Consider the following 12,880-nt stretch of genomic DNA (forward strand, 5'->3'; position numbering starts at 1 on the left):
TATCATGAGTTCCTTGAAGGAAGGGAGGAGTGAGTGGCCGCGTGTTCAAACAGCGCGCGGCGGCGCAGAAAAGCGGCGGATGGCGGTGCGATCTGGATAACGCTGCGATCGCGATTGATCTCCTGCCAGCGATGGCAGGCAACCTGACGTCCGCCGTCGAGCACCTGATTAATCGGCTCGATCTGGCGGCATTCATCTGTAACGTAGGGGCAACGGGTGTGGAAACGGCAGCCGGACGGCGGGTTAGCCGGGTTCGGTAAATCACCCTGCAACAGCGGCGTATCCCGCGCTACGCCTGGCTGCATTTGCGGCGCTGAGGCAATCAACGCCTGGGTATAAGGATGCAACGGTGCGTCGAAGATGTCGTCGACGGTGGCCAGCTCGACGATTTGCCCAAGATACATTACCGCCACGCGGTCGCTCATATGACGGATAACCGCCAGCCCGTGGGCGACGATCACCATCGTTAGCCCCAACTGGTGCTTCAGGCTTTCCAGTAAATTAACCACCTGTGCCTGAACGGAAACGTCCAGCGCAGAAACCGGCTCATCACCCAGCAGCAGCTTTGGGCCTGATGCCAGCGCGCGCGCAATGCCGATACGCTGGCGCTGCCCGCCGGAAAATTCGTGTGGATAACGCCCGGCCCAGGCTGAGGGCAAGCCGACCGTCCTGAGTAGCTCGGAGACGCGGTACTGGCGATCCGTTTTTTTCATGTTCTGATGCAGCCACAGCGGCTCACCGACAATTTGCTCCACCGTCATGCGCGGGTTCAGCGAAGCGAAGGGATCCTGAAAGATGATCTGTAGCTCACGCCGGAGCTGGTTCAGACGGGCGCCCGAGGCGTGGGTGATCTCCTCACCCTGATAAAATACCCGCCCTTCGCTGGCGCCCAGCAGGCGCAGCAGCAGACGACCAAGGGTGGATTTCCCGGAACCCGACTCGCCGACAATTGCCAGCGTTTCGCCAGGCATCACCGACATCGAAACTCGGTCGACAGCGGTGACAAAGCGGGCCGGCGTAAACAGTTTTTTCGGGCCGGGGAAAAGCTTGCTCAGATCGCGGGCTTCAAGAATGGGCATAGTCATGCGGTCTCTCCCAGGGCAATGTGGTGTTCGAGCGGCACGCGGAAGCAGGCAACCTGATGGCCCGTACCGAGCGTAGTGAGCGGTGGTTTTTCAGCATGACAGCGCGTCTGCGCGAAGGGACATCGGGTGGCAAAGCGGCAGCCTTGAGGCATGGATTCCGGCAGCGGGACCGATCCGGGAATAGTTGATAGCTGGTCTTTACGCGCACCCATAGAAGGAAGGGAACCCATAAGGCCAATGGTATAGGGGTGCTGCGGATCGGCAAACAGGGCTTCAACACACCCCTGCTCCACTACCTGTCCGGCATACATCACCGCCACCTGCTGCGCGACTTCAGCCACCACGCCTAAATCGTGGGTGATCATCAGCACCGCCGTGCCCGTTTCTTCTTTTAAAGTATTGAGCAGGGAGAGAATTTGCGCCTGAATGGTCACGTCCAGAGCGGTAGTGGGTTCGTCAGCAATGAGTAGTTTGGGATGGTTTATCAGCGCCATCGCAATCATCACGCGCTGGCGCATACCGCCGGAAAGCTGATGCGGGTAAGCCTTAAGGCGCATCTCTGCTGCCGGGATCTGCACCTTCTCCAGGATCTGTAGCGCAACCGTCATCGCCTCAGCCCGGGAGATCGTTTGATGGCGCATCACCGCTTCACTGAGCTGATCGCCAAGCGTGAAGGCCGGGTTGAGCGAGGTCATGGGCTCCTGGAATATCATCGCCAGCTCGCTGCCGCGCAGATCGGCATACTCCCGCGGCGAGAGCTTGCGCAGATCCTGGCGGCGGAAATTCATCTCTCCGCTGACGATCCGGGCGCTGGCAGGTAATAACCCCATCAGCGCCAGGGAAGTGATGCTTTTACCGCAGCCGGACTCGCCTACCAGCGCCAGCGTTTCTCCCGCCCTGACCGTCAGCGAGATATCGTCGAGCACGCTCACCGGCGAGCCCGCGAATTTAACGTTGAGGTTTTGCAGCCGCAGTACGGGCGTGGAGTCCTTAAAGGGTATCGTCGTCATAGCGTGGAATCGTCCTCAAGGTGGATAGCCTGAATCAGGGCGGTTTGCAGGCTGAGCAGGTGTTCGCGCATGGCGGCAGCTGCTTCATTAGGCTGGCGATGAATAATCGCTGACATGATTTTGTGATGGTGGTCGTTGTAGCTATCGACACGTTCAGGGGTGCGGGCAAGTTCGCGTAAATGCTGCCAGCCAGGCTCCCGGCGGACGGCATCTATCGCATCAAAAAGCCCAAGCATCAGGCGGTTACCTGCTGCCTCCGCAATGGCGCGGTGGAAGGCGCTATCCCACAGTTCGTTGAGATCGCGGTCATCCGGGCTGACCTTATTAATGCGTTCCAGCATACGCTGCATGAGCGCGAGGTTTTCCCTGGTGGCACGCAGTGCCGCAAGTCGGGCTAAGCCGGGTTCGAGCTGTAGTCGAGCTTCCATGACTTCCAACAGGTTGGTTTGCTGAACCAATCCCTGAAGCGCCAACGGCTCAACCGGGGCAGATGGACCAATGAAGGTACCCTTGCCCTGCTTGCGCCAGATACGCCCTTCCTCTTCCAGCACGTCCAGCGCGCGACGCACTTCACGTCGGCCTACGCCGAGAGTGTCCGACAGCTCACGTTCAGTGGGCAGCGGAATGCCTGGTGTTGACTCGTGCTGGTTGATAAGCCCGCGCAGCTGCTCAAGCGCGGTACTGGAATTAGCTAAAAACCGTGAAGGCTTTTCCATATTGGTTCGCTCGCTTTCATCATTGCTTTATTTTTATTAATAATAAGTTATTGATATGACGCAGAACTTAACGTGCTAGTAATTAAGCAATTAACGAACCAATAGCGTATTGGTTCGTTAATTTTCTGAAAAATGATCGGTAACCGAATGATTTCTTACCAATTATTTTACATAATCATTACATAAGAAGATGGGCGCGAAGGTGAGAATGGGCAAGAAACGCACAAAAACAGTGCAAATAACGCACTAAAATCGTGCAATTGTTAATAAAATGCACCGTTTTTATTAACCTTTTGTTAATAAAAATAAAAAGAGGAATAAACAATATTCGAGGGACTATAAAACGACGAAAGCCTGAATCATTTCTGACTCAGGCTTTCTGAATAGTGGCGGAACGGACGGGACTCGAACCCGCGACCCCCTGCGTGACAGGCAGGTATTCTAACCGACTGAACTACCGCTCCACTGTTCCCGTTTGGGGAACGAGGCGAATATTACGGTTTGCCTCTGAACTCGTCAACGCTTTTTCTCAGGTTTTGAATCGTTTGCTGCAAAATTCACCCAAACGGTGATTTAACAAACGTCTCAGCACATTTTCACGTGCGCCACAGACAGCTTCCGCCCTTCTTCTGCACTAAATCGAGACGAGATTCATGGTTCATCAGTTCTTCATCACTGGCTAAAACAACCCGCAGGCGATTCGTCTGACGCACAATGCGCTGAATTCCCCCTTCATCCCGCGTCTGCTGGGATTCATTTTCCATACTGAATTTCATCGACGTTTGCCCGCCGGTCATGGTCAGGTAGACATCGGCCAGGATCTGGGCATCGAGCAACGCGCCGTGCAGCGTTCGCTTGGTGTTGTCTATCTCATAGCGAGAGCACAGGGCATCAAGGCTGTTACGCTTGCCGGGGAACATCTTCCTTGCCAGCGCCAGGCTATCCGTGACTTTACAGAACGTATTCGTCTTCGGAATATCACGGTTGAGCTTGCTGAACTCATAGTCCATAAAGCCGATATCGAACGACGCGTTATGAATGACAAGTTCCGCACCTCTGATGTAGTCGAGAAATTCATCTGCGACGTCGGCAAAGGTGGGCTTATCCAGCAAAAACTCATCGGCAATTCCGTGAACGCCGAACGCTTCCGGGTCCACCAGCCGATCGGGTTTAAGGTAAACGTGGAAGTTGTTGCCCGTAAGGCGACGGTTCACCACTTCAACGGCACCAATCTCAATGATTTTGTGCCCTTCGTAGTGGGCGCCAATCTGGTTCATACCGGTGGTTTCGGTATCAAGAACAATCTGGCGAGTAATTGCAGTGCTCATAGCGGTCATTTATGTCAGACTTATCGTTTTACTGAACGTTTCAAATACAGGAAGTCTACCAGAGATGCGTAAACAGGTAGAAATTTTCACCGATGGATCTTGTCTCGGTAACCCAGGGCCCGGCGGCTATGGCGCCATTATGCGCTATCGCCAGCATGAAAAAACATTTAGTGAAGGCTATTTCCTGACCACCAACAACCGCATGGAGTTGATGGCGGCCATCGTGGCGCTGGAAGCGTTAAAAGAACATTGTGACGTGGTGCTGAGTACCGACAGCCAGTATGTCCGCCAGGGCATTACCCAATGGATCCACAACTGGAAAAAGCGGGGCTGGAAAACGGCAGAGAAAAAACCCGTCAAGAATGTCGATCTCTGGAAGCGTCTTGATGCCGCCCTCGGTCAGCACGAAATCAAATGGGAGTGGGTAAAGGGGCACGCCGGTCATCCTGAAAACGAACGCTGTGACGAGCTGGCTCGCGCGGCGGCATCCAACCCGACCCATGAGGATGCAGGTTATCAACCTGAATCCTGATCACGGTTTTTTGTACTGCCGCGTGGCCCCCACGGTCTGGCGGATCCGCGTTTTTGATTTGCTTTGCTTCATCGGGTTGAGCGTAAGGGGGATCGTCCTCTTACGCGCGACAATAAATTGCATGCAGCCCAGCGCGGGTAAATGGGTGCTTAATAAGACCCCGCCTTTACGCGTCCAGGGGATGACCTGAAAACCCCCGTAGCTTAGCACTTCGAAATTTAACAGTGAAAGCCAGTCCAGCTGGCGCATCATGGTAAACATCCTGCTGTTATAAGGCGGCGTGCGACGCAGAACGGGCGTCAGTTTACGTAGCCCCATCAGACTCAGCGGATTAAAACCGCTCAGGATCAGCCAGCCGTCATCAATCAAAACGCGGTCGGCTTCCCGCAGCAGACGATGGGGATCGCTGCACCAGGGCAGCGTGTGGGCGAGCAGACAGGCATCAATGGATTTTTCCGCAAACGGCAAATGCAGCGGATCCGCTTTCACCTGAACCGGGGAGCCATTAAGCGATACGCTAACCTGATGCGAGATAGCGCAGCTTTCGGTATTGATTTCTGCGCTCAGATTGCCAATCTTAAGCAGGTGAAAACCATACATTTTCGCGAGCCAGGGTTTAAGCTGAAGTTCTAAGGCCTCGCGATAATATTCACCCCAGGGCAACTCTGCCCAACGTTCCGGTGGTGCGACAGTCTGAGGTATCCTTGCCGGTTTCATCAAAACACCCGCCACGCTATAAGAGGTAATGCATGAATCTTATCAGTATTTCCGCCTTTCAGGACAATTACATCTGGGTTTTAGTCGACGACGATCGCAGATGCATCATTGTTGATCCAGGCGAATCCGCACCGATCCTGCACGCGATTAAAGAAAACGGCTGGCAGCCGGAGGCGATCCTCCTTACCCATCACCATCACGATCATGTCGGCGGTGTTCCCGATCTCCTTGCACGCTATCCCCATCTACTCGTCTACGGACCAGCAGAGACACAGGATAAGGGTACGACGCAAGTTGTTGAAGAAGGCGAAAGTATCCTCATCCTCGGGTGGGAGTTTTCCGTATTTGCTACGCCAGGTCACACTTCCGGTCATCTCTGTTTCTACAGCAAACCTTATCTGTTTTGTGGCGACACGCTGTTTTCTGGCGGCTGTGGAAGGCTGTTTGAAGGCACGCCAGAACAGATGTATCAATCTTTACAAAAAATTAATGCGCTGCCAGCCGAAACCGTAATTTGTTGCGCACATGAGTATACATTAGGGAATATGAAGTTTGCTGCAAGCGTGCTGCCTGAGGATCGGGCGATTCAGGATTATTACCAGAAAGTGAAGGAGTTACGTGCAAAAAACCAAAAAACACTCCCCGTAATTCTGAAAAATGAGCGACAAATAAATTTATTTTTAAGAACTGATGATGTTGATTTAATTAATAAAATTAATCAAGAAACAAATTTGTTACAACCTGAAGCGCGATTTGCATGGTTAAGGTCAAAGAAAGATAACTTCAGATAATTGCGGGTTGCCTTTTCAAAATTTCGCCGTTATCATCGCTCGTCTTTTAAGCAACTATTGACACACACATGAAGGCAAAAGCGATATTACTCGCCTCTGTCCTGCTTGTAGGTTGCCAGTCACAAAACGGCAGCAACGTACAACAGCACGCACAGAGCCTTTCTGCGGCTGGTCAAGGGGAAGCAGGGAAGTTTACGAGTCAGGCGCGATGGTTGGACGATGGGACATCCTTCGCGCAGGAACAAGACTTGTGGGCCTCTATTGGCGACGAGCTAAAGATGGGAATTCCGGAAAACAGCCGGATTCGCGAACAGAAACAGAAGTATTTGAGAAATAAGAGCTATCTCCACGATGTAACATTACGGGCAGAGCCGTATATGTACTGGATAGCCGGGCAAGTTAAGAAACGTAACATGCCTATGGAACTGGTACTACTACCCATAGTGGAGAGCGCTTTTGACCCGCACGCGACGTCTGGCGCCAATGCAGCAGGCATCTGGCAGATCATTCCGAGCACAGGGCGAAATTATGGTTTAAAGCAGACCCGCAACTACGATGCGCGTCGTGATGTTGTCGCTTCAACGACAGCCGCTCTCGACATGATGCAACGTCTGAACAAGATGTTTGACGGCGACTGGTTATTGACCGTCGCGGCGTATAACAGTGGTGAAGGTCGTGTACTGAAGGCAATGAAAGCGAATAAAGCGCGTGGAAAATCCACAGACTTCTGGTCGCTCTCACTGCCACAGGAAACAAAGATTTACGTACCGAAAATGCTGGCACTGGGCGATATTCTCAAGAACAGCAAACGTTACGGTGTACAACTGCCAACACCAGACGAAAGTCGTGCACTGGCGCGTGTCCGCCTCAGCAGCCCGGTTGATATTCAACAGGTTGCCGATATGACGGGTATGTCGGTAAGTAAGCTTAAAACCTTTAATGCAGGTGTTAAAGGCTCCACGCTGGGCGCTAGTGGCCCTGGCTATGTGATGGTTCCGCAGAAACATGCGGAACAGTTACGAGAGTCTTTAGCTTCGGGTGAAATTGCAGCCGTTCAGTCCACGCTGATCGCTGATACGTCGCCTGTAAGCAGCCGCAGCTATAAGGTGCGTTCAGGTGATACGCTTTCAGGTATTGCATCACGTCTTGGCGTGAATGCGAAAGATCTCCAGCAGTGGAATAATCTGCGCGGATCTGGTCTGAAAGTGGGTCAAACGCTGACCGTAGGTGCAGGTAGCAGCGCACAGCGTCTCGCTAAGAACAGCGATAGCATTACCTATCGCGTACGTAAAGGCGACTCGCTGTCCAGTATTGCTAAGCGTCACGGCGTAAACATCAAAGATGTGATGCGCTGGAACAACGATACTGACAACCTGCAACCTGGCGACCAGCTGACGTTGTTTGTGAAAAACAGCGCTACGCCAGATTCCTGATAGTACGATCGCTTGTTAAAAAGGCACCGATTCCCCTCGGTGCCTTTTTTATTTATCCCGCTTTTTGCGCTTCAGCCATAATGGTGTCGCTGGTAAACGAACCATCATCATGCAGTTCAAAGTACGCCTTCACGTCAGCAGAGGCGCTCTCCTGATACAATCGGATCGCCTGAGTCAATGCCTCGGGTGTGCGCATCCGTGCAATCCATGATGTGAACTCCAGCGGCAAACGGTCGGTTATCAATGAGCGTGAAATCAAGCCGGCTTCGGTGATAAACGTAAGCCACTCTCCACTGGAGTAGTTTTGCACGTGCGAGGTATCACGCAGCGCTTCAACCGTCTGGAGCCAGATATTTCGTACTGGATGTCCGGGAGACATCACGTCCATGATGATGAAGATTCCGCCCGGTTTGAGCACGCGTTTCACTTCCCGTAATGCCTGCCCCACATCATGCCAGTGGTGTGCAGAGTAACGGCTAATCACAACCTCAAACGACGCATCCTCAAAGGGTAAAGATTCAGCGTAGCCCTGGCGCGTCGTGACGTTATTCAGCCCTTTCGCTTTCGCCGCTTCAGCAACCACATCCAGCATCTGGCTCGATAAGTCATATGCCGTCACCTGAGCAACCTGCTGTGCGGCGGTAAAACTGGCGTGCCCCGCCCCGCAGCCTAAGTCCAGCACGTGCGCGTCAGGAAACGCGGCGAGCCGTTCGCCGAGACGTACCAGATCGCGGCCAGAGGCGTGCACGGCGCTGCTCAGGTAGGCACTTGCCTGAGAACCAAACTGTTTTTCGACGTTGTCATGATGGGAGTGTGTTGTTGTCATGTTGCTGTCCTTTTATGGGTTAAAAAATAAAGGGCAGCACCCGCACAGGCCTGCCCCACGGCAGACCTGACGCACCATTATTTATCAGGTTTGCCGGGACTGAATTCAACTAGTAGAGGATTATGATCGGAGGCGCGCGTCACCAGAACGGAGGCGTCGTGCACGCTTAAACCCCGATAGAAGACAAAATCGAGAGGACGACCAAACGCTTTCTTGCGCTGGTCATCGTTAAAACGAACTTCACGCAGCGACATTTCACGCGCGAAGCGGTACAACGCGTTCATACGTGGACGGCTCCAGGCATTGAAGTCCCCGGCCATAATGATCGGCCCACTGTGATGAGCAATCTGATCGCCAATGGGTAGTAACTGCTTACTGTACACATCAACACCCAGGCTGAAGTTCACCGCATGAATGTTTACCACCATCAGCAGACGGGTGTCGGGCAACGGATAGACCGTGACCAGCGCCGATTTTGCCAGACGCAGGATTGGCTCACGTTCACGCAGCGGGCAGCAATAGACCGGATGTGCGGCTGAAAGGGTCATCACCCCAGAAGGATGCTGTGGCAGAACAAAGGCAGGCACCTGATCGGCTGCAAGATAGTTTGTCGTTGCAAACCTGACCAGCTCAGGCGTGGTTTGCGCCTCCTGTAACAGAACCAGATGCGCATCTTTACCAAAATTTTTAAGTACGGATAACCACTCCGCACGCTGTTGTTTAAAGATGTTCCACACCAGTACGCGAATTTTTTCGTCACTGCTTAATGGCGTGCCCGCTGGTAATGCCTGACCCAGGCTCGCAAACGACCCCGGAGGCAAGATCCTCTCCGCGGGCATTCCGGCAACATAACGCATGGCATAGGTATTTTTTCGCACTTTTGGAAACGACCTCTGTAACATGAACCAGCCCGGAAAACGGACTGGTTCTAATGTTATAGGGATTTTAGGTCACACTTTCAACGCAATTACTGAGAAACCGCTTTCCAGTTTTGTAAGCAAGCACTTACTGATACTTATCCAAGCGCGATACGAGCGGGTTTATCAAGCCGTCCACTCAGACCAATAAGCAGGAAAGCGACAAGCACAATTACCGCACCAATCCATGGCGTTTGGGTTAATCCAACGTGTTCAACCGTCTGCCCGCCGATAACCGATCCGAGTGCGATACCGATATTGAATGCGGCGATATTCAGGCCGGATGCGACATCCACCGCATTGGGCGTATAGCGTTCGGCTTTCTGTACAACATAGACCTGCAATCCCGGTACGTTACCAAACGCGAATATTCCCATAACCAACACAGTTACCAGCGCTGCGTATTGTATCGACGCGGTGAACTGGAAAATCATCAGCAGGACAACCAGCGCGGCGAAGATAAATTTTAGCGCCGGTACCGCACCATGCTTATCCGCAAGCTTGCCGCCCCAGATATTGCCGATTGCAACGGAGATACCGTAGCCCAGTAAAATCCAGCTCACTGCGCCCGGAGAAAAACCAGCCAGCTCCTGCATCATCGGTGCAAGGAAAGTGAACGCAGTGAACACACCTCCATAACCCAGAGCCGTAACGGCATAGATCAGCAGCAGGCGCGGGTGTGTCAGAACCTTAACCTGATCGCTCAGGCTGGCGCTCGCGCGCCCCGGAATACTGGAGGGCACCAGCAGCAGGCTGGCTACCAGAGCAATCACGCCCAACAGCGATACCGCGAGGAAGGTTTCTCGCCAGCCAAAATGTTGCCCAATAAACGTTCCTAACGGTACGCCGGTGACCAGCGCGACGGTTAAGCCGCCAAACATAATCGCAATGGCTGACGCCGCTTTCTCTTTTGGCACCAGGCTGGTTGCAATCGTGGAGCCGATGGAGAAGAAGACACCGTGTGCGAGGCCAGTCAGCAAACGGGCAATGACCAGAGTGGTGTAGTCCGGAGCCTGCCACGCCAGAATATTGCCGGCGGTGAAGAGCACCATCAGGGCAACTAACAGTTGTTTACGTGGAAAGCGTCCAGTCAGTGCGGTCAGCACAGGCGCCCCAACAGCGACGCCTAACGCGTAAATAGATACCAGCAGCCCGGCAGAAGGCAGCGAAATGGCGAGTTGTTCAGCAATAGTGGGAACAAGTCCTACAATAACAAATTCGGTCGTGCCAATTGCGAAGGCACTGATCGTCAGGGCAAGAAGCGCCAGTGGCATAAATACTCCGTCTCTTCAGGATTAAGATGACAGGCAGTATGCGCCAGTGTTTAAATAACAAAAATGGTTAGAATCTCAATAGAATTTTGCGGATGATGCAATAATGAAAGCCACATCGGAAGAACTGACTATCTTTGTTGCCGTTGTTGAAAGCGGCAGCTTCAGCCGTGCGGCCGAACAGCTCGGGCAGGCGAACTCCGCCATCAGCCGCTCGGTGAAAAAGCTGGAGATGAAGCTCGGGGTAAGTCTGCTCAACAGAACAACGCGGCAGCTCAGCCTGACGGAAGAAGGTGAACGTTATTTTCGCCGCGTACAATCCGTTTTGCAGGAGATGGCGGCAGCTGAGACGGAAATAATGGAGTCGCGTAGCACTCCGCGTGGATTGCTACGCATTGATGCGGCGACGCCGGTCGTGCTTCATTTTCTGATGCCGTTAATCAAGCCATTCCGGGAACGTTATCCGGAGATGACTCTGTCCCTGGTCTCTTCAGAGACGTTTATTAACCTGATTGAGCGTAAAGTTGATGTGGCGATCCGCGCGGGAACCCTGACGGATTCAAGTTTACGCGCTCGCCCTCTGTTCACCAGCTACCGCAAAATTATCGCGTCACCGCAATATATTGCAGAGCATGGCAAACCGGAGACCGTTGAGGAGCTGAAGCAGCACCTGTGCCTGGGCTTTACGGAACCTGTCTCGCTGAACACCTGGCCCGTGGCCTGTCATGACGGACAACTTCATGAGATCACTTGCGGACTTTCGTCTAATAGCGGAGAAACGCTGAAACAGCTTTGTCTTGAAGGAAATGGGATCGCCTGTTTATCAGACTATATGATCGATAAGGAAATAGCTGCGGGTCAGCTTGTAGAACTGATGGCTGACAAACACTTACCTGTAGAGATGCCTTTTAGCGCAGTGTATTACAGTGACAGAGCGGTAAGTACGCGCATACGCGCTTTTATCGACTTCCTTAGCGAACATATAAAAACAGCTCCCGGAGGAGCTGTGTGAGGGTTTAAGGGTACAGAGGAAGGGCTTTTATTAATCCCAGTCTGGTGCTAACCCTTCCGGGCTGACCAGACGATCGTTGCATTCCAGTGCAGCGATCGCGTTTTTATCTTCATCATCAAGCTGGAGATCCCGCGCTAACAGGTTACTTGCCAGGTTTTCACGTTTGGTTGAAGACGGGATCACGGCATAGCCCTCACCCATCGCCCATGCCAGGATCACCTGTGCGGCTGTCGCATTGTGTTTTTCAGCGATGCGTGCAATCACTTCATCTTTCAGCGCCTTACCATATGCCAGCGTCATGTACGAGGTGATGTGAATACCATGCTGTTTCGCCCAGTCCACGACTTTGCGGTTTTGCAGGTAAGGAGAGAGTTCAACCTGGTTGGTGGCAATATTCTCTTTACCCACTGCGGCAATCGCCCTTTCCATCAACGGGATGGTGAAGTTAGAGATGCCAATTTCACGCGTTAAGCCCTGCTCTTTCGCTTCCAGCAGCACCTGCATGAACTCCTCCACAGAGACGGCATCGTCAGGTGATGGCCAGTGGATCAGCGTAAGATCAACATAGTCAGTACGCAGCTTTTTCAGACTTTCCTTCAGGCTTGGGATCAGCTTGTCTTGGCCGAGATTCTCAATCCAGATTTTAGTGGTGATGAAAAGTTCGTCGCGCGGTACGCCACTCTCTTCGATGGCCTGGCCTACGGCAGCTTCGTTATCATAAATCTGCGCCGTATCAATAGCACGATAGCCCAACTCGAGTGCGGTTTTAACAGATGCAATAACAACATCGTCTTTCAGGCGGAAAGTGCCCAGACCCAGTGCAGGGATAGTCATATGATTCCTCAATCGTTATGTTCATAAACTGAGGAGAATTATCGCTGTAGTTGTTATGACGAAAAAGATCGTGAAACGCAGAGGATTTTTGTTAATTTCGCAACAATCAAACGACAGATAAGAAAAAAGCCCTGAGCGTTAGCTCAGGGCTTTTAATAAGTGGCGGAACGGACGGGACTCGAACCCGCGACCCCCTGCGTGACAGGCAGGTATTCTAACCGACTGAACTACCGCTCCACCGAATACTTCTGTAACCACCGGATTAATGCACCGGCTTACTACTTAATTTGATGCCTGGCAGTTCCCTACTCTCACATGGGGAGACCCCACACTACCATCGGCGCTACGGCGTTTCACTTCTGAGTTCGGCATGGGGTCAGGTGGGACCACCGCGCTAAAGCCGCCAGG

General features: G+C 52.8%; 13 protein-coding genes, 2 tRNA genes and 1 rRNA gene. 4 read left to right on the forward strand and 12 right to left on the reverse strand.

The features are described from left to right. Nucleotides 1-2 precede the first annotated feature (2 nt). The 5 genes from O1722_RS18765 to dnaQ all read right to left on the reverse strand — a co-directional run bounded on the left by O1722_RS18765 (nt 3) and on the right by dnaQ (nt 4,139). A complete protein-coding gene (locus O1722_RS18765) occupies nt 3-1,085 on the reverse strand; it encodes an ABC transporter ATP-binding protein (RefSeq protein WP_015571384.1) in 1,083 nt (360 codons plus the stop codon). Then, nucleotides 1,082-2,095 carry an ABC transporter ATP-binding protein gene (locus O1722_RS18770; protein WP_033487740.1) on the reverse strand — a complete coding sequence of 338 codons (1,014 nt, stop codon included), beginning with the start codon at nt 2,093-2,095 and terminating at the stop codon, nt 1,082-1,084. The genes O1722_RS18765 and O1722_RS18770 overlap by 4 nt, the downstream gene beginning before the upstream one ends. Continuing rightward, complete coding sequence (locus tag O1722_RS18775; protein WP_015571386.1) at nt 2,092-2,811, reverse strand: FadR/GntR family transcriptional regulator; 720 nt, start codon at nt 2,809-2,811, stop codon at nt 2,092-2,094. The genes O1722_RS18770 and O1722_RS18775 overlap by 4 nt, the downstream gene beginning before the upstream one ends. A gap of 387 nt (nt 2,812-3,198) precedes the next feature. Beyond that, a tRNA-Asp gene (locus tag O1722_RS18780) sits at nt 3,199-3,275 on the reverse strand. A 132-nt stretch (nt 3,276-3,407) separates the two neighbouring features. Further along, nucleotides 3,408-4,139, reverse strand: a complete 732-nt coding sequence (gene dnaQ, locus O1722_RS18785) for a DNA polymerase III subunit epsilon (RefSeq protein ID WP_072203252.1) — start codon at nt 4,137-4,139, stop codon at nt 3,408-3,410. Between dnaQ and rnhA the strand changes: the two genes are divergently transcribed. Beyond that, nucleotides 4,093-4,671 carry a ribonuclease HI gene (rnhA, locus tag O1722_RS18790; protein ID WP_160840538.1) on the forward strand — a complete coding sequence of 193 codons (579 nt, stop codon included), beginning with the start codon at nt 4,093-4,095 and terminating at the stop codon, nt 4,669-4,671. The genes dnaQ and rnhA overlap by 47 nt on opposite strands. Here rnhA and O1722_RS18795 read toward each other — a convergent pair whose 3' ends face one another. Continuing rightward, nucleotides 4,672-5,388: a class I SAM-dependent methyltransferase gene (locus O1722_RS18795; protein ID WP_017383714.1), complete on the reverse strand. Its 717-nt coding sequence runs from the start codon at nt 5,386-5,388 to the stop codon at nt 4,672-4,674. A gap of 32 nt (nt 5,389-5,420) precedes the next feature. On the opposite strand from O1722_RS18795, the gene gloB reads away from it, so the two are divergent. Together gloB and mltD are read left to right on the forward strand one after the other, a co-directional pair. Continuing rightward, a complete protein-coding gene (gene gloB / locus O1722_RS18800; protein WP_033487742.1) occupies nt 5,421-6,179 on the forward strand; it encodes a hydroxyacylglutathione hydrolase in 759 nt (252 codons plus the stop codon). Nucleotides 6,180-6,247: 68 nt separating this feature from the next. Further along, a complete protein-coding gene (gene mltD / locus O1722_RS18805; RefSeq protein WP_032671409.1) occupies nt 6,248-7,612 on the forward strand; it encodes a murein transglycosylase D in 1,365 nt (454 codons plus the stop codon). Nucleotides 7,613-7,664: 52 nt separating this feature from the next. Here mltD and O1722_RS18810 read toward each other — a convergent pair whose 3' ends face one another. From O1722_RS18810 to O1722_RS18820, 3 genes are all read right to left on the reverse strand, one after another. Continuing rightward, nucleotides 7,665-8,438, reverse strand: coding sequence for a class I SAM-dependent methyltransferase (locus O1722_RS18810; protein WP_015571390.1), 774 nt, complete (start codon nt 8,436-8,438; stop codon nt 7,665-7,667). 77 nt (nt 8,439-8,515) lie between these two features. Further along, nucleotides 8,516-9,316, reverse strand: coding sequence for an endonuclease/exonuclease/phosphatase family protein (locus tag O1722_RS18815; protein ID WP_026080641.1), 801 nt, complete (start codon nt 9,314-9,316; stop codon nt 8,516-8,518). Nucleotides 9,317-9,453: 137 nt separating this feature from the next. Further along, entirely contained in the window at nt 9,454-10,629 is a 1,176-nt protein-coding gene (locus O1722_RS18820) for an MFS transporter (protein WP_017383719.1), read from the reverse strand. A gap of 103 nt (nt 10,630-10,732) precedes the next feature. On the opposite strand from O1722_RS18820, the gene yafC reads away from it, so the two are divergent. Then, nucleotides 10,733-11,638 carry a DNA-binding transcriptional regulator YafC gene (yafC, locus tag O1722_RS18825; protein WP_033487745.1) on the forward strand — a complete coding sequence of 302 codons (906 nt, stop codon included), beginning with the start codon at nt 10,733-10,735 and terminating at the stop codon, nt 11,636-11,638. Nucleotides 11,639-11,668: 30 nt separating this feature from the next. Here the strand turns inward: yafC and dkgB are convergent, their stop codons facing one another. The 3 genes from dkgB to rrf form a co-directional block, all read right to left on the reverse strand. Next, nucleotides 11,669-12,472, reverse strand: a complete 804-nt coding sequence (gene dkgB / locus O1722_RS18830) for a 2,5-didehydrogluconate reductase DkgB (protein WP_017694474.1) — start codon at nt 12,470-12,472, stop codon at nt 11,669-11,671. 160 nt (nt 12,473-12,632) lie between these two features. After that, nucleotides 12,633-12,709, reverse strand: a tRNA-Asp gene (locus tag O1722_RS18835). A 55-nt stretch (nt 12,710-12,764) separates the two neighbouring features. Then, nucleotides 12,765-12,880: ribosomal RNA gene (gene rrf / locus O1722_RS18840) — 5S ribosomal RNA — on the reverse strand.

This window comes from Enterobacter cloacae complex sp. HYC003_NIDB, from assembly GCF_056673375.1.